General features: G+C 40.6%; 11 protein-coding genes and 1 pseudogene. 3 read left to right on the forward strand and 9 right to left on the reverse strand.

Translation table 11 applies throughout. The features are described from left to right. Position 1: 1 nt before the first annotated feature. The 7 genes from NQT65_RS03555 to NQT65_RS03585 form a co-directional block, all read right to left on the reverse strand. A complete protein-coding gene (locus tag NQT65_RS03555; protein WP_029773797.1) occupies positions 2 to 1093 on the reverse strand; it encodes a hypothetical protein in 1092 nt (363 codons plus the stop codon). 64 nt (positions 1094 to 1157) lie between these two features. Further along, positions 1158 to 4181, reverse strand: a complete 3024-nt coding sequence (locus NQT65_RS03560) for a coiled-coil domain-containing protein (RefSeq protein ID WP_256850530.1) — start codon at positions 4179 to 4181, stop codon at positions 1158 to 1160. 525 nt (positions 4182 to 4706) lie between these two features. Further along, the gene (prpF, locus tag NQT65_RS03565) at positions 4707 to 5873 is read right to left on the reverse strand and encodes a 2-methylaconitate cis-trans isomerase PrpF (RefSeq protein ID WP_256850531.1); all 1167 of its coding nucleotides are present in this window, start codon (positions 5871 to 5873) and stop codon (positions 4707 to 4709) included. A 12-nt stretch (positions 5874 to 5885) separates the two neighbouring features. After that, positions 5886 to 8495, reverse strand: coding sequence for a Fe/S-dependent 2-methylisocitrate dehydratase AcnD (gene acnD / locus NQT65_RS03570; RefSeq protein ID WP_126006680.1), 2610 nt, complete (start codon positions 8493 to 8495; stop codon positions 5886 to 5888). A gap of 116 nt (positions 8496 to 8611) precedes the next feature. Further along, entirely contained in the window at positions 8612 to 9739 is a 1128-nt protein-coding gene (gene prpC, locus NQT65_RS03575; RefSeq protein WP_138578268.1) for a bifunctional 2-methylcitrate synthase/citrate synthase, read from the reverse strand. A gap of 47 nt (positions 9740 to 9786) precedes the next feature. Continuing rightward, positions 9787 to 10665, reverse strand: a complete 879-nt coding sequence (gene prpB, locus NQT65_RS03580) for a methylisocitrate lyase (protein WP_055253209.1) — start codon at positions 10663 to 10665, stop codon at positions 9787 to 9789. A gap of 268 nt (positions 10666 to 10933) precedes the next feature. Then, positions 10934 to 11620, reverse strand: a complete 687-nt coding sequence (locus NQT65_RS03585) for a GntR family transcriptional regulator (protein ID WP_024032638.1) — start codon at positions 11618 to 11620, stop codon at positions 10934 to 10936. Positions 11621 to 11885: 265 nt separating this feature from the next. On the opposite strand from NQT65_RS03585, the gene rsmF reads away from it, so the two are divergent. From rsmF to NQT65_RS03600, 3 genes and pseudogenes are all read left to right on the forward strand, one after another. Next, on the forward strand, positions 11886 to 13337 hold the full coding sequence (gene rsmF / locus NQT65_RS03590; RefSeq protein ID WP_256850532.1) for a 16S rRNA (cytosine(1407)-C(5))-methyltransferase RsmF: 1452 nt from the start codon (positions 11886 to 11888) through the stop codon (positions 13335 to 13337). A gap of 162 nt (positions 13338 to 13499) precedes the next feature. After that, positions 13500 to 15389, forward strand: coding sequence for an acyltransferase family protein (locus NQT65_RS03595; protein ID WP_256850533.1), 1890 nt, complete (start codon positions 13500 to 13502; stop codon positions 15387 to 15389). 70 nt (positions 15390 to 15459) lie between these two features. Next, a pseudogene (locus NQT65_RS03600) lies at positions 15460 to 16520 on the forward strand (methyltransferase RsmF C-terminal domain-like protein); the annotation flags it as partial. Between the two features lie 220 nt (positions 16521 to 16740). Here the strand turns inward: NQT65_RS03600 and NQT65_RS03605 are convergent. Together NQT65_RS03605 and NQT65_RS03610 are read right to left on the reverse strand one after the other, a co-directional pair. Next, positions 16741 to 17460, reverse strand: coding sequence for a VpsP family polysaccharide biosynthesis protein (locus NQT65_RS03605; protein WP_164521614.1), 720 nt, complete (start codon positions 17458 to 17460; stop codon positions 16741 to 16743). Beyond that, a complete protein-coding gene (locus NQT65_RS03610; protein ID WP_126006675.1) occupies positions 17453 to 18181 on the reverse strand; it encodes a tyrosine-protein phosphatase in 729 nt (242 codons plus the stop codon). Before NQT65_RS03610 ends, NQT65_RS03605 begins: the two co-directional genes overlap by 8 nt. Positions 18182 to 18191 lie beyond the last annotated feature (10 nt).

Genomic DNA, 18191 nt, shown 5'->3' on the forward strand with positions numbered 1-18191 from the left:
CTTAAAACTTAATGTTCATGTACCAATTTACATTCGCATAATAAGCTTTATCTAAATCTAAGCTGTCGGTTTGTAAATTAAGACCAAAGTACTCGTTTTCAATACCGACTAAAAACGCCTCACTTTTTGTTTCATAGCCAGCTTGTACCTTCCAATGATCCCAAAAATGGATACGCCCTTTTAGCTGACTAAATGTATCTTCGTCGTACTGCTTGATTGTAAGCGCCGTTGAATACCGGCGGTTAATTCGATAATCGGCAAAGGCGGTAATACGCATTTCCATATCAAGTGTGTGCGACTGGGTATTACCAAAAGCAGATGTTTGAAGAGAAACAGTCGGAGTAGAGGTAACATTACCACTCTCATCTTCACTGAAAGGGATTTCTGTTGTTTGCCCTTTTACCGCGCCGGTATCATCAAAGTCAGTTTTATAAAGCAGATCTTTTACACTTAGCCCTACTTTTAAATCGTCATTTACTTGCCAATCAGCAAAAATATCTAAGCTATAGCCTAGGCCTTCAGGGTTTTGCGAGGGAGTAAATTTTTTAAATAAAATATCTTTCGAAAAATTATAATCAGCAGTAATGCTGCCTTCTACATCGTCACTAAACACTCGCCCATCTACTGAGGCATCTTGAAAATGTGTACTGGCAAAAACAGACACTTTTGGTGTAATAGTTAGCGCGTTTTTATCTAAAAATTTAAAATCGTATGAAACAAACACCCCATTAGAGGTCACTTGCTTAGCATCTAGCTGATACGTGTAAAAACGCTCTTCAAAGGGTAAATCGTTTTTTTCTAAATAAGTATAAAGTGCAGTATCGGGATCAAAATTAAGTACGTAGTCATAACGGCTCTGCAAACCAACTTTAAAATTGTTGTAACCCACGCCAATCTCAAAAATATTATAAGTAAATGCACTGTCGCCAGACTTAATAGGCTCGTCAAAATCATCTACAAATGCTTGTACTGGCTGTGCCTCAGTGTAAATTTCGGCGTCAAAGTGAGTAAATATTTGAAATTGATTATTTGCAGAAGCTAGAGGTGAAAGTAGAGCAGTTGAAAATCCTAACAAGAGAATTTTTTTTTTCATAATTTAATCGCTTTCTATAAAAAAAGGGAAAAGCACACAGCTTTTCCCTTTTATAGTTTAAGTATTAGTTAGATGAGTCAATTAAAGTCACATCTGTGTACTCAATTACTTCATCATCAATGTAAGTAATTGAAACACCGTTTGTTACTTTAGTTGCTGTACCAAAGGTCATCATCATGCCATCGTACATAGCTTTAACATCGCCCATGTAACCAGCTGATTCAGTACCCGACATAGACAGCGTGTAACCCATTGCAGCGTCGCCATTTACTTTAATTTCAAGCATGGTCATGTCTTCATCACCACTGCTATCCACCTCAGACATTACGCTAAAGTCTAAGTCGCCAGACATACCTGCTAGTTCTAGCATAGCCATGTCTGTCTCTTCCATGCCGCTTAAGTTAAGTGTACCCATAAAGTCTGAGTCACCGTCCATAATTTCAACACGGTTCCACGCTTGCGTCATCGTAAGCTCAGCGTCATCAACGGTATCTGCACTCACATCACCGTCAAACGTAAATACTAAACACGAATCAATTTGCGTAGAGTCAGTAATTGTACCATCAGCAAATGCTTGACACTCTTCAAGTGCATCTGCGGCTACATCACCCGTAACAAGCTCAACAGTTGCATCGGTTTCGGTATTTAGCATGCCGCCCCAAGCAACAACCAATTGGTTATCTTGATACGCTGCAGACGCTGTAATTTCGCTACCGGTCGTCGCATTAGTAAGCATTAGCGTTAAATCATCTAAGCTGTAGTCGTATGCCCATTCAGGATGCGTTGTTGAAGTACCTTCACCAGAGTTATCCATATCGGCAAGCTCTTCAAATACATCAAATAACACTTCAGCTGTGTCGTAAAGTGCATCACCACCGGTACTTGTTAATACTGTCATCGTAGAAAGAGACTCTGATGTTTCTTTAACAGATGCCGTTGCAACCGCCAGCTCTGCTTCTGCTTGAAGGCTAAGCGCAGTTACAAGTTGCTCGTTTGCAAGTTCAGCCTGAGTTTCAGCAGCTTCTGCCATCGTTTCTGCACTTTCAACTAAGTCAGCAGCTTCAGCCATATCAGCTTCAGTTACTGCTACAGCTTTATATTCAGTTGCTGCTTCTAGTGCTTGTTCAATCGCAAGCTCTAGTGCATCTACAGCAGCAGAAAAATCTGACGCAGCAATTACCGCAGCATCAACTAATTCAACAGTTGCTTGTGCATCGTCACCCGAGTCAACAGCAGCTTGCGCATCAACAAGTGCACTTGTTGAAGCAGCTTCTGCATTATTAGCAGCGGTTTTCTTTTCATCTGCAACATCTGCAGTATTCAAAGCAATTTCTTTAGCGGCTTCTACTTCAATCTCATACTCAGTAATAGCGGCTTCTGCATCAAGTACTAACTGCGCAAGTGCTGCATCGTAAGTACTTACGTTTTCTACTTCTACTAATGCTAATGCCTGTAGTGCAGTTGCAGAATCCTCTATGCCTTGGTAGTCAGAGCTTTGAGCTACAAGTAAAGACGCAGTGCTAACATAGCCTTGTGCTTGCACATAAACCTTGTTTGTTGCCGTTGCTAAATCCGCTGCTTCAGCTTCATTTTCAAGTGCAGCTACAGCCGCAACAAATTCAATTGCAGTAGCTGCGTCAGTTACGGCATCACCCATGTCTTGAACATCAGCAAGCATTTCTTCAGCAGTATCTATAGATGTTTGAAGAGCAGAAAGTTCAGTAGAAGATGCATCAATTTGCGCTGATAAAGCAACTGCTAAATCTGCAAAAAAGTCATCGCCTGCAACACACTCATCGCCAGTACAACCCAGCTCTTCTAGAGCTTCTTGCACAGTACCTGCAAGTTCTGCCAGCTCTGCATCGGTTGCCGCACCATTTTTAACTGCGTTGTCTTTCGCTTCTTTTGCTTTAGCTGCAATACCAGCGGAGTTTTGTGCAAATGTAGCAATATCAGCAGCTGATGCATTAGGGTTATTTGCTAAGTAGGCTGCTTCTAATGCCGCTTTAATAGCATCTTCATCACCCGTTGCAATAGCTACAAACACGCTTGCAGTACTAGAAACGGCTGTTTGTAAGGTTGCTGCAATATCAGTTGTACTTAAAGTACCTGCTGCAATACCAGCTTTAATGCTCGCTATAGTATCAGAAATTGATGGTAAACCTTGAACCGAAGACGACAGCTGTGCAATCATCAACACGCCTTGCGAAAGGCTTTCTTCACCGTCTACATCACTTAAATCTACTGCACCACCGTTTGATAAGTCACCAATAAGCGCTGATAATAATACCGCTGCATCCGGTCCAAAAACTTGGATCACTGTATTTAAGCTTGTTGATGCAATAGCATCAGCGTCAACTTCACCTTCGGCTTCAAGTAGGGCTTGAGCAACCAGCGTAGTTAAAAATGTTACGTTAGCTTTAAACGAACGTGCTACGTTTGCATCGCCTGCTGCGCCGCTCGTATCAGATGAGTCGGCTTCTGCTGCAGCTACATATTTAACAACAGAAAGCTCTAGGTCGGCTTTGTACCATTCACCAAACTCAATGTTAGTATCGCCATCGTTTACGTCATCTGCTTCTGGCGCATCATCGTAAGTTCCACAACCAACGTAAGCATCACAACGTAAGAAGCTATCATCGCCTTCTTCAGCAGTAGTCACTGTAATATATACAGGGCCTGTAAAGTCATCTTCAAGGTAAATGCTGTAGCTACCATTATCGCCGGTTACTAGCGCATCTGGGTTACCTGCTATTTTGCTAGCTTCTACAGCCGCATCTGCCGCATCTTGAGAAGTTGCTTCGCCGGTAAACGTTTCAGCTTCTGCTGATGCTTCTAATCTAAATGCAACTGGAACACTTTGCCCTGTTTCATCAAGTGTCATCACGCTAACAACGGCACCTTTCATTGCACCTTTAACAGCTTTACCTGTTATTTCTACGTTAAATTGAGCGTCATCAGATGAAGTAACAGATTCAACTGGAGGAACGTAAGTGTTTCTGTCGTTGTCTGAACCACAACCCGCTAAACCTAGTGTAAGTGCAACAGATGCTGCAATTGGGGTAATTTTAGTCATACGCTGTGCCATTTATTTCTCCTTGATAGCCTGCAATGAGTATCAGAAAATTATTTTATTAAATATACGCGTGAAAGTTTACAAAAAAACATAAACAGACACACAATAACAACCTTTGTTACTTATTGATTAAAGTAACATTAAGTAATGAGTTTTTGCTACATTTTTATACATTTCAAGTACAAATTTTTACCTAAATTTAAACGACGCTTCTTCATAGGCTTTACTATTTTTCAATAACATATGTTAAAACCATTAAGAAGCATCGCTCTGGCGTACCATATATCCACTATATTAAGTGAATATTACATTTAATTTAGTTTGTTAATAATATTCTTCAAGTAAATGCGTCAGATACGTTAAAAAAAAACCATCTAAATGCTGATATAATGAAAAAGAATTAGTTTTGTAGGCTTTTTGGAAGGGGGATTTGTTAAACACAATGTTTGCGTTGTTTAGTTTTAAAACTAAACATTTTAAGAGTCAATAACGACTAGGGGTAGCGTTAATGACTCAATATAAAACGTTAAAATCGGCTTATTGCAAAGCCCTAACTACGCCCTCCATAAGCACACGAGCACTGCGGCTCATACTTGCTTTGGTAACTTGCCAATCTCCAGCTGTTTTTTTAGCTTCTGCGCCTACTTTTAGCGTGCCAGAGGGGTGACCAAAGTTAACTTCGTTCAATGTCCCGCCACCTGCGGCCACATTAACAAGCGTACCTTCAATAGCGGCGGCTGCGCCAATAGCTACTGCGGCTGTGCCCATCATAGCGTGATGAAGCTTGCCCATAGACATAGCACGTACTAATAAATCAATTGTTGTAGCTTCAATAAACTTACCACTTGACGCGTTATAATCTAATGGCGCTGCCACAAAGGCTAATTTAGGTGTATGTTGGCGTGTTTGAGCTTCGTTAATATTAGCTATTAACCCCATTTTTACTGCGCCATAGGCACGAATAGTTTCAAGTTTTTTAAGTGCGTTAGTATCGTTATTAATATCGCTTTGCGGCTCAGTGCCACTATAGCCAATATCCGCGGCATTAATAAATACAGTAGGAATACCCGCGTTTATCATAGTGGCTTTTAAAGTACCAACACCTGGTACTTCTAAGTCATCTACTACATTGCCTGTAGGGAATAACGCCCCTTCACCATCAGCGGGGTTTAAAAACTCTAGCTTTACCTCGGCAGCAGCAAAGGTCACGCCATCAAGTTCAAAATCGCCAGTTTCTTGCACTTCGCCATTGGTGATAGGCACATGAACTAAAATGCTTTTTTTAATATTAGCCTGCCATACTCGCACCACGGCTACACCGTTATCGGGTACTGTGCTTTTATCAACTAAGCCGTTCGTTATAGCAAACGCACCTACTGCGCTGGTTAAATTACCGCAATTGCCGCTCCAATCTATAAAAGGTTTATCTATTGCCACTTGGCCAAATAAATAATCCACATCGTGGTTAGGTTGCTCGCTTTTACTTAAAATAACCGTTTTACTAGTACTTGATGTTGCTCCGCCCATACCATCGGTTTGTTTGCCATATGGGTCGGGGCTACCAATTATGCGTAACAGTAAATTGTCGCGCGCCTCACCTGCCACTTGGGCAGGTTTGGGTAAGTCGGTTAACTTAAAAAATACACCTTTACTGGTGCCGCCGCGCATATAAGTTGCTGGCACTTTAATTTGTGGTTTAAACATAATGCTCGCCCCTTATGCTGATTGCGTAGCTTCTAAAAAGTCTTGCGCAAAGCGCTGTAATACACCACCAGCGGCATAAATAGAAAGTTCTTCTTGGGTATCCAATCTGCATTTCATAGGTACTGTTAGTACCTCACCGTTTTTACGTGTAATCACTAAATCAAGCGTTGCACCTGGTGTTGGCTCGCCTTTTACATCAAAGCTTTCGCTGCCATCAATGTTAAGCGTTTTGCGGGTAGTGCCTGGTTTAAACTCAAGCGGTAATACACCCATGCCAATTAAGTTAGTACGGTGAATACGCTCAAAGCCCTCTGCAGCTATAACCTCAACGCCTGCAAGCCTTACCCCTTTTGCAGCCCAATCACGCGATGAGCCTTGCCCATAATCGGCACCGGCTACAATAATGAGTGGTTGTTTACGCTGCATATAAGCTTCGATTGCTTCCCACATACGTGTGTTAGTACCTTGTGGCTCTAATCGTGCGTATGAACCTTGTTTAACTTCGCCGTTTTCATCACGCACCATTTCGTTTAACAATTTAGGGTTTGCAAATGTAGCGCGCTGCGCTGTTAAGTGATCGCCTCGGTGCGTCGCGTACGAGTTAAAATCCTCTTCAGGAACATTCATCTTAGTTAAGTATTCTCCCGCTGCACTACTTGCCATAATAGCGTTTGAAGGCGATAAATGATCCGTTGTAATGTTATCGCCAAGTACAGCAAGGGCGCGCATGCCGGTCATGGTTCGCTCACCTGCAAGGGCGCCTTCCCAGTATGGCGGGCGGCGAATATAGGTACTTTGCTCGCGCCAATTGTATAGCGGGTCGTTGTCTTCACCGTAATCTACGGTTAAATCAAACATAGGTTCGTACACTTTTTTAAATTGCTCTGGCTTTACGCTTTGTTTTATCACTTCATCTATTTCTTCATCGCTTGGCCATAAGTCTTTTAGCGTTATATCGTTACCATTTTGATCTTTCCCTAGTACACCTTTTTCAATATCAAATCGAATAGTACCGGCAATAGCGTAAGCCACCACTAATGGCGGTGACGCTAAAAACGCTTGCTTAGCATACGGATGTATACGCCCATCAAAGTTACGGTTGCCCGAAAGTACCGCTGTTGCGTATAAGTCGCGATCTATCACTTCTTGTTGAATTACAGGGTCAAGCGCGCCACTCATGCCGTTACAGGTAGTACAAGCAAAACCCACAATACCAAAGCCAAGCTTTTCAAGTTCAGGGAGTAATTTTGCTTCTTCTAGGTATGATTGCACCGCTTTTGAACCCGGTGCTAATGACGTTTTAACCCAGGGTTTACGCATTAACCCTTTGGCATTTGCATTACGCGCAAGTAAGCCGGCAGCAATTACGTTGCGTGGATTACTGGTGTTAGTACAACTTGTAATAGCAGCAATAATACAGGCGCCATCTGGCATTAAGCCTTCTTCGTTTTCAACAACGCCAGATATACCTTCTTTTGCTAAATCGCTGGTGGATACACGACGATGTGGGTTTGAAGGCCCAGCAATATTGCGCCCAACACTCGATAAATCAAATTTAAGCACTCGCTCATATTTTGCGGTTTTTAAACTATCGCTCCAAAGGCCTGCCGTTTTAGCGTAGTTTTCTACAAGCGCTATTTGCTCTTCATCACGCCCTGTTAAGCGCAAATAATCAATTGTTTTATCGTCTATATAAAACATGGCTGCAGTGGCACCAAATTCAGGCGTCATGTTTGAAATAGTTGCTCTGTCGCCAAGGGTTAGTGCATCAGCGCCTTCGCCGTAAAATTCTAAGTAGGTCGATACAACACGCTGAGCGCGTAAAAATTCGGTAATAGCCAGCACTATATCGGTTGCGGTAATCCCAGGCTGGCGAGTGCCTGTAAGCTCAACTCCTACTATATCAGGCAGGCGCATGTACGAGGCGCGGCCAAGCATTACGCTTTCGGCTTCAAGCCCACCAACACCTACAGCAATTACACCAAGTGCATCCACATGCGGGGTGTGGCTGTCGGTACCAACTAAGGTATCGGGGAATGCAATGCCATCGCGGTTTTGAATAACAGGCGACATTTTTTCAAGGTTAATTTGATGCATAATGCCGTTACCAGGCGGAATAACATCAATATTTTTAAAGGCGGTTTTAGTCCAGTTTATAAAATGAAAACGGTCGTCGTTGCGTCTATCTTCTATTGCACGGTTTTTTTCAAACGCGTCAGGGTCAAAGCCTGCATGCTCAACCGCTAATGAGTGATCAACAATTAGCTGTGTTGGCACAACCGGATTCACTTTTGCTGGATCCCCACCTTTTGCGGCAATGGCGTCGCGCAGGCCTGCTAAATCAACTAAAGCAGTTTGGCCTAAAATATCGTGGCACACTACGCGCGCCGGATACCACGGAAAGTCTAAATCTTGCTTACGCTCAATAAGCTGATTAAGCGCATCGGTTAGCATATCAGGCTCACAGCGGCGCACTAAGTTTTCGGCAAGTACGCGTGATGTGTAAGGCAATGTGGCATAAGCACCAGGCTTTATTGCATCAACGGCTTCTTGCGTATCGTAGTAATCCACATTTGAGCCGGGCAATGGTTTTCGGTATTGGGTGTTATTAATTATGGTCATAATATCTGTTCGCTAATAGGTGACGGGAAATAAAAGGCAAGAGGTGAGCGTGTTGCTCACCCTATACCAACCCGCTTAATTAAGTATTGTTACGGATTGGTATTATGTGTAACTAATTAGCCTCTTGATTCAATTGGCGTGTAGCTACGTGCCTCTGGCCCTGTGTAATCAGCACTTGGGCGAATAATACGGTTATTAGCGCGCTGCTCTTTAACATGTGCCGTCCAGCCGGTAACACGGCTCATCACAAATATTGGCGTAAATAACTTAGTGGGAATACCCATAAAGTGATACGCCGATGCATGGAAAAAATCGGCATTACAAAACAGTTTTTTCTCGCGCCACATAACTTCTTCACACCTAACCGACACAGGGTAAAGCACATCATCGCCCACCTCTTTAGCTAGTTTTTCAGAAAACTTTTTAATAATAACGTTACGTGGGTCTGACTCACGGTAAATAGCGTGCCCAAAGCCCATTATTTTATCTTTACGCTCTAGCATACCCATAATTTCTTGCTCGGCGTGCTCTGCACTTGTAAAACCCTGAATCATATCCATAGCGGCTTCGTTTGCACCACCATGCAGTGGCCCACGTAGCGTACCAATAGCGCCCGTTACACAAGAATGAATATCAGAAAGCGTTGATGCACACACACGTCCCGTAAATGTAGAGGCATTAAATTCATGCTCTGCGTATAAAATTAGCGACACATTCATTACTTGCGCAAAAAGCTCACTCGGTGCTTTGTCGTGTAATAGAGTTAAAAAGTGCGCGCCCACTGAGTCGTCATCAGTTTGTGTTTCAATGCGTACGCCATCGTGAGTAAATCGGTACCAGTAACAAATAATACTTGGGAACACTGCAACCATGCGGTCAATCGCATCGTTTGCTTGGCTAAAATCAAGTTCCATTTCTAGGTTACCCAGCATTGAGCAACCGGTACGCATAACATCCATTGGATGCGCGTCTTTAGGAATATTTTCAAGCACGGTTTTTAGTGCATCTGGCAGGCCGCGTAAGCTTTTTAATTTAGCTTTATACTCGGCTAGTTCATTGGCTGTTGGTAGCTCGCCGCGTGAAAGTAAAAAAGACACTTCCTCAAACTGTGCTTTTTCGGCAAGTTCGCTAATATCGTACCCACAATACGTTAAACCTGAGCCTGTTTGCCCTACTGTACATAATGCGGTTTGCCCTGCAACTTGCCCGCGTAAACCTGCTCCGCCTAATGCTTTATCTACCATGATCTTCTCCTATCTAAATTTGTGTGTGTTATCTATTTTAATAGTTATTATTTGTCAGATTTTGATGAAAAAAGGTTATCGAGTGTGTTTTCGTATGTGTGGTAATCTAAAAATTCGTAAAGCTCGGCGCGTGTTTGCATGTTCTCAATTTCGCTTTGCTGCGAGCCTTCATTTAAAATGGCAGAGTACACATTAAGCGCGGCTTTATTCATTGCTCTAAAAGCACTAAGTGGATAAAGCACCATTTCAACACCTACCTCACTTAACTGCTCTTTGGTGTAAATAGGCGTTTGGCCAAACTCTGTAATATTAGCTAAAATTGGTACATTGATCGCTTTTGCAAATGCTTGGTAGTCGGCAAGGTCGTGCACGGCTTCTGCAAAAATAGCGTCAGCGCCCGCTTCAACACAGGCAGCTGCACGGTCAATCGCGGCGCTTAAACCTTCTTTTTGAAACGCATCAGTACGCGCCATAATGTAAAAATCGCTATCGGTTTTTGCATCAACTGCGGCTTTAATACGGTCGACCATTTCACCTTGGCTAACAATTTCTTTATTAGGACGATGGCCGCAACGCTTTTGCGCTACTTGGTCCTCAATATGAAAACCCGCCGCACCTGCTTTGGTCATTTCTTTAACGGTACGCGCAATATTAAACGCCCCGCCCCAGCCTGTATCGGCATCTACCAATAGTGGCAAATCGCTGGCACCGGTAATACGGCGAATATCTTCAAGTACATTATCAAGGCTGGTCATGCCTAAATCTGGCATACCGTAAGAGGCATTTGCCACACCGGCACCTGAGAGATAAATAGCTTGGTGGCCCATTTTTTCAGCCATCATGGCTGTGTAGGCATTTATAGTACCCACCACTTGTAATGGGCGGTTATTCGCAATGGCCTGTTTAAATTTTAATCCTGCTGACATTATTTTCTCCTCACTTTGAACGGTTGCTACATGGAGTAACTTATATTTTTAATCTGACATTGTGACTGTTTAACTGTTACTAGCTTTAGCTTTTAGCTTTTATAAAATTTTTGTTTATGACAAATACCAATCTGTATGTGTATGAGGTCTATTTAACGCTAAGAAAATCGTTCTGTAACTAGGCAATAATTTTTATGTTTAGTGGTTCTAAATAAAAAATTCTTAACGACGTTATAGAGCGGTTTAATCAGTTAAATTGTTCGAATACTCATATTGATTGGTACACATCAAATTTGGTTTGAATATTTGCTTGCGATGCACTGATATGTCGTTTCATTAGCATTTCGGCAAGTTCACCATCGTGGTTTTCTATCGCGTTAATAATAGCTAAGTGCTCGTCAAACGCTTTTGATACACGCGGCCCTACCATGCCCATTTGTACACGGTACATACGTATTAATTGGTAAAGCTCGTTACATAACAAATGGATTAAATGAGCGTTTTTACTGCCTTTAATAATGCGATAGTGAAAGTCTAAATCGCCCGCTTCTTGATAGTACGACTCGCCCTCTTTAACGCGTTGCGTTTGCAAATGTTGGTTAAGTAATTGCTTTAAGCCTTTAACTTCGTCAGCTGCCATATTGTCGGCAGCAAGCCTACATGCTAAGCCTTCAAGCGAGCTGCGTACTTGGTACACTTCAATTAAACGCTCTGCGGTTAGCGCCACTACTCGGCAACCTACATTGGCTTTACGCTCCACTAAGTAACAGCTTTCTAAGCGATTAAGCGCTTCTCTAAGCGTCGCACGGCTTACACCGTAGCGCTTTGCAAGCTCAGGCTCCGATATTTTGCTGCCCTGCTGTATGCTGCCTTCTACTATTTCACGGCGCATATCAACAAACACTTGATCAGATGCTGTAGTAATAGGTGTATCGTTTAAAAAAGGTTGCGTCATGGCTTTATAAATAAATTGTCGACAATTGATGGGTTAACTATGTGCTTAATAAAAAAACATGTCAACCCCACCCAAGGTAAAAATGAGTAAAAAACACACTTATTGTCGACACTGTTAATCTAAAGTCGTATAATATAGCTTTAAAATTAAACTAAAAACACAATGTGTCGACAAACCAATAAATTATAAAGCCGCTATTTAACACTGAAATAGTGCGTTAAAAGTGCTAATATCGCGCTTTATTTTTTAATGTACGAGCCAACGCGTGAACGCCAACACTTTTATTCCTGAGCATTTTATTGACGACGTAAAAACCTATTTACCTGCGCACCTCAATTTAGACGACTTTATAAACGCGTGCCGTCGCCCTCTCAGAAAATCTATTCGTGTAAATACATTAAAAATTAGTGTTGCTGAATTTAAACACCGTGCAGAGCAAAAAAACTGGCAACTTACGCCTATACCTTGGTGCAATGAAGGTTTTTGGCTAGAACGCCCAAGCGATGAAGAGCAAAACTTAGCATTAGGCAATACCGACTTACATTTAAGCGGCGCCATGTACGTGCAAGAGGCAAGCTCAATGCTGCCGCCTATGGCACTAAAACAAAGTATTGAAAACTCAGATTTACAAGATAATTACGTACTTGATATGGCATCAGCGCCTGGCTCTAAAACTTCGCAACTTGCCGCAATAATGAATAACCAAGGCGTACTTGTTGCCAACGAGCTTTCGTCATCACGCTTAAAAGTCCTTAGCGCTACGCTTAAACGTATGGGCATTGGTAACTGTGCGCTTTCGCATTTTGATGGCGTCATATTTGGTAACTATATGTTTGAATGCTTTGATAGCATTTTGCTTGATGCACCCTGCTCTGGCGAAGGTACCGTTCGTAAAGATGCCGATGCCCTTAAAAACTGGTCTATAGAATCAAATATAGAAATTGCTCAAGTTCAAAAAGATCTAATTAAAAGCGCTTTTTACGCATTAAAACCAGGCGGCACACTGGTGTATTCAACCTGCACGCTTACCCCGCTCGAAAACCAACAAGTATGCGACTACCTACTGAGTGAATTTGGCGACTATATTGAGCCGCAATCGCTAAGTGATTTATTTGAAGGGGCAGAAAAAGCCACAACCGCCGAGGGCTATTTACATGTGTGGCCGCAAACATTCGACAGTGAAGGCTTTTTTATCGCTAAGTTTAAAAAACTCGCAAGCTGCAATAACCCAACCCAAAGTGTTAAAAAAGGCGCCTTTCCATTTAACGAGTTTGATAAAAAACAAACCACTTCTTTTATGAGCGAGCTTAAAAAACAGTTTGGCTTAAAAGCGCTGCCAGGTAAGTTAATGCAGCGCGATAAAGAACTGTGGTTATTTCCTGATGGGTTTGAAGCCGTTCAAAACAAAATAAAATACGCACGTTTAGGTATTCAACTAGGTATTATTCATAAAAACGGCGTAAGGCTAACTCACGAGTTTGCTACCGTGTTTGGGAATGAATGCAAAAGCAATACGTATGCTTTAACAAACGAGCAAGCAAACGACTACTTTAATGGTAAAGATATACGCCTAGAAGACGTTACAAAAGCCAGCGGCGAAGTAGTACTAACCTTATGTGGCTGCCCAGTTGGGCTGGGTAAATGGCAAAAAAATAAGATCAAAAACTCTTTGCCACGAGACCTTGTGCAAAACACCCAGTTAATATGTTGGGGTTAATGGATATACATTACAATGTATTAACCATATAATAATAGTAAATTTAAATGAACTTCGTATCTAAATAAGCTGAACTCATACATAAAATGAATGACTATTAATTTAGTAGCGTCATTACTAAGCTTATTTACAAAGAACCTATATCAAATAAGGAATAATAGTTTGCAATTCAGGGAAGATATTAATGGCTTAAGGGCTATAGCAGTTATTGCTGTTGTTTTATTTCATTTTAACTCAACTTGGATGCCCGGTGGTTTCGCCGGTGTTGATGTGTTTTTTGTTATCTCTGGTTTTTTAATGACAGGGATAATATTTAAAAGATTAGAACAAGATAAATTTTCAGTTTTATCTTTTTATATCGCGCGAGCTAATAGAATTATTCCAGCCTTGTCGTTCTTATGTTTTGTACTATTGGTACTAGGCTGGTTTTATATATCCCCAGTAGACTATAAAACTTTAGGAATGCATTCTTTAAGTAGTATTAGTTTTGTATCTAATATTGTGTACTGGAGAGAATCTGGGTATTTTGATGTCGCTTCACATGAAAAGTGGCTCTTACATACTTGGTCTTTATCTGTTGAATGGCAGTTTTATATTATTTATCCATTAATTCTTACTGCATTTCGTAAATTCATGCCCTTTTATGCCATTAAAATGACCATTTTAATGGGTACGATATTAGGGTTTTTATTCTGCATATTGGCTACAACTATGTGGCCTGAAGCTGCATATTATTTATTACCTACAAGAGCGTGGGAGATGATGCTTGGTGGCGTGGCCTACCTTTTTCCTTTCGAAAGCCTTACAAAAAAAAATAAAAAAATATTAGAGTTGTTGGGCTTAGGTTTAATTATTTATTCATATATATTTATATCAAAAGATAACCCATGGCCAGGATACTTATCAATAATACCCGTAATAGGTACGTTTTTTATCATTCAAGCAAACAATAAAAGCAGCATTACTGGTAACTTTTTATTTCAAAAAATTGGCACATGGTCGTATTCCATCTATTTATGGCACTGGCCATTAGTAGTAGCTATCAGTTATTTCTCATTAAATAAAAACTACATATATTTTGGAATAATTTTATCTGCATTACTTGGCTATTTAAGTAACAAATATATAGAAAAAATTAAATTCAGAAATGATTTTAAGCAACCAGCAAGTTATTTACACTGCAAACCTATCTATGTAAGCATATTAATTGGGTTATTAGGTTCAGTAGTATTTTTTAAAGATGGCTTTATAAATCTATCATCTGAACAATATCAATTATTGATAAATAACTCGCAATCAAGCCCATTTAGAGATAAGTGTAATATAAAGCAATATAGAGATCCGAATGAATCCTGTGAGTACTTCGGTAGTGATATTTCGTGGGCAACACTTGGAGACAGCCACTCTGTAGAAATAGCATATGCATTAGCTAAAAGGTTAGAACCGAGAAATATTGGAATAAAAGAATTTAGCTTTTCTGGTTGTAGAGTTTCATATCAGGAAACAGAAGAATTTGGTAAATGTACTAAATGGTATAACGAAACAGTAGAGTATATTTTAAACGACAAGAAAATTAAAAACGTTGTCTTTAATCATAGATTTACTGGTGGCTTCTATTGGGGAGAGCCCATTAACTATCCTAATCACAATAACTCGCCGATAACATCTGATATTCTTAGGATCACTAAAAATATAGATGAGTTAATAAAGGTGCTTGCCTCAAGCAAAAATAACATATACATTTTTTATCCCATACCAGAGCTACAGCGTGATATTAAGCAATTAATTGGTACTGAATCAAGAAACGAGGGCGATTTAGTTAATATTTATGGGACTGATTTAGCTTGGTATAAAGAAAGAAATAAATATATCATTAACCATTTTGACAACAGTAACTACCCTAGTAATGTTCACTTTTTAAAACCGCAGGACGTTTTTTTCGACAAAGCGAACTGCTATGCTGTTAAAGATGGTACACCGCTTTATTTTGATGATGACCATCCATCACTTTTAGGTGCAACTAAATTGGTAGAACTAATTAATTTAGACTAAATTGAAAACTGACTCCCAACATGAAATAGCTCGTTTTACCAAAAGTATTGTGAACTCAGATTTACAATATGACTATGTGCTTGATATGGCATCAGCGCCTGGCTCTAAAACTTCGCAACTTGCCGCAATAATGAATAACCAAGGCGTACTTGTTGCCAACGAGCTTTCGTCATCACGCTTAAACGTATGGGCGTTGGTAACTGTGCGCTTTCGCATTTTAATGGCGTCATATTTGGTAACTATATGTTTGAATGCTTTGTTAGCATTTTGCTTGATGCACCCTGCTCTGGCGAAGGTACCGTTCGTAAAGATGCCGATGCCCTTAAAAACTGGTCTATAGAATCAAATATAGAAATTGCTCAAGTTCAAAAAGATCTAATTAAAAGCGCTTTTTACGCATTAAAACCAGGCGGCACACTGGTGTATTCAACCTGCACGCTTACCCCGCTCGAAAACCAACAAGTATGCGACTACCTACTGAGTGAATTTGGCGACTATATTGAGCCGCAATCGCTAAGTGATTTATTTGAAGGGGCAGAAAAAGCCACAACCGCCGAGGGCTATTTACATGTGTGGCCGCAAACATTCGACAGTGAAGGCTTTTTTATCGCTAAGTTTAAAAAACTCGCAAGCTGCAATAACCCAACCCAAAGCGTTAAAAAAGGTGCGTTTCCATTTAACGAATTTGATAAAAAACAAACCACTTCTTTTATGAGCGAGCTTAAAAAACAGTTTGGCTTAAAAGCGCTACCTGGTAAGTTAATGCAGCGCGATAAAGAACTGTGGTTATTTCCTGATGGGTTTGAAGCCGTTCAAAACAAAATAAAATACGCACGTTTAGGTATTCAACTAGGTATTATTCATAAAAACGGCGTAAGACTAACTCACGAGTTTGCTACCGTGTTTGGTAATGAATGCAAAAGCAATACGTATGCTTTAACAAACGAGCAAGCAAGCGACTACTTTAATGGTAAAGATATACGCCTAGAAGACGTTACAAAAGCCAGCGGCGAAGTAGTACTAACCTTATGTGGCTGCCCGATAGGACTGGGGAAGTGGCAAAAAAATAAGGTCAAAAATTCTTTGCCACGCGATCTAGTGCAAAACACCCAGTTAATAAGCTGGGCATAAAGCACTCAACACAAAGGGTAACCTGTGCACAATATTATTAAGTCTTTGTTATCATTTGCGGTTAATAAACAAACAAAATTTAGAGTTTTGCAAATTAGTTAACTAGACTTAGAGGTACTTTCTTCTTCTCCCTAAGAATTGCGAAAGTGTATTTAGTTAGCGCAAGGCTCAACTAAGAGCCATTTGTAGCCCAGAGCGTATACAATGGCTCTGGGCGTTTTTATAAACAGTTTTGTTTATATATATAGCGCTCTTTAATATGGTCAAACGATTTACCAAATTGTAGTGATAGGCAAAGAGTAGACATCGCATTTAGGTCATTCGCTATTTTATAAACCTTATTAAACCTATAGCCATATTGCGCTGCTTTGATTAGCGATTTAACGTATTGTGCTTTGTATTGGGGGGTTAGCTGCTGCCAATTGGCTAATGCTATTTGTATAATTCCTAGGTGCACTTCTAGTTTGTATGGACCTGTATTTAAAGCTTTATTTATGTACTCAAACACTTGTTTGCTAGGGCCTTGCTGATAACTAACCACTTGTGCCAATAATATCCACGATTCAGCCCACGAACCACGTAATTTAACAGAATTTAATAAACTAACCTCAGCGCTTTTATACACAGATAAAGCGTTTACAACACCAACCTGCTCATTATCTAAACTTAGCAGATTAAGATACGCTAAAAAGTGCCAGTAATGGGCTTGATGTGGTTCTAACGTTAAAGCTAAATTTATCGCTTTTGTAGCTTGCTCCACTTGGGCATTTTGTACATCTATGAGAGGAGTTGGGTTTTCTACTACCGCGTGAGCTAGGTTTAATGAATTAAAATACCACGAGTTTGCACGCATACTCTGCACCGATGAATAACATATTGTCATTATTAAAAGCGCCAGTAAAAAAATATGTAAGTGCTTAATAGTTTTTAAGTTAACCACTAAATAGGGCCTCTGTAAGCTTAGCAGGGTTAGCTACAAATAAATCATGTGCTTTATCAGGCCCAAGTAAATCACATACTGTTTGCTTGGCTTTGCTTAATATAGGTGGCCTGCGCTTAACTGAATGGGCATCGCTTGCAACATAACTAACCCAGCCTCTTTTGAGCATATCAATGCTAATTTTTTGGGCTTGCTCGCCCCACTCACCCTGAATACTCGAAGCGGTTAACTGAAACTCACAATTAAGTTGCTGTAGGCGATCAATATAATACGGGTTTGCCTGAATATCTCGATTTCGCTCGGGATGTGGAATAATTGGCTTAATATTATTTTTATGTAACCATTTTATAAATTGCTCAACCCCTTGGGGTACGTGCGAATGTGGCAGCTCTAACAATAAGTAATTAGTGTTATTAACCTGCCCTATAAAAGGAAGTTTATTGTCAATAATAAGACTCATTAACTCTACATCAAGCCTTACTTCAGCCGCCAGCGCAATTTTAATGCTAAGGCCAGCCGATTTAGCTTCATTTTGTAAAAAGCTTAGATTTTTTTTTAAACTAGGGGCAAAGTTATTAAACCGGCCTAGGTGTATATGCGGTGTAGCAACCATGTGCGTAATTCCATCACACTGAGCCATATGCAATAACGCTAAAGACTCAGACAAGTCTTTAGCGCCATCATCAATCTCAGGTAAAATGTGCGAATGAATATCAATCATACAAACTTAT

The organism is Pseudoalteromonas agarivorans (assembly GCF_024518735.1).
GTDB classification, from domain to species: Bacteria; Pseudomonadota; Gammaproteobacteria; order Enterobacterales; family Alteromonadaceae; genus Pseudoalteromonas; species Pseudoalteromonas atlantica.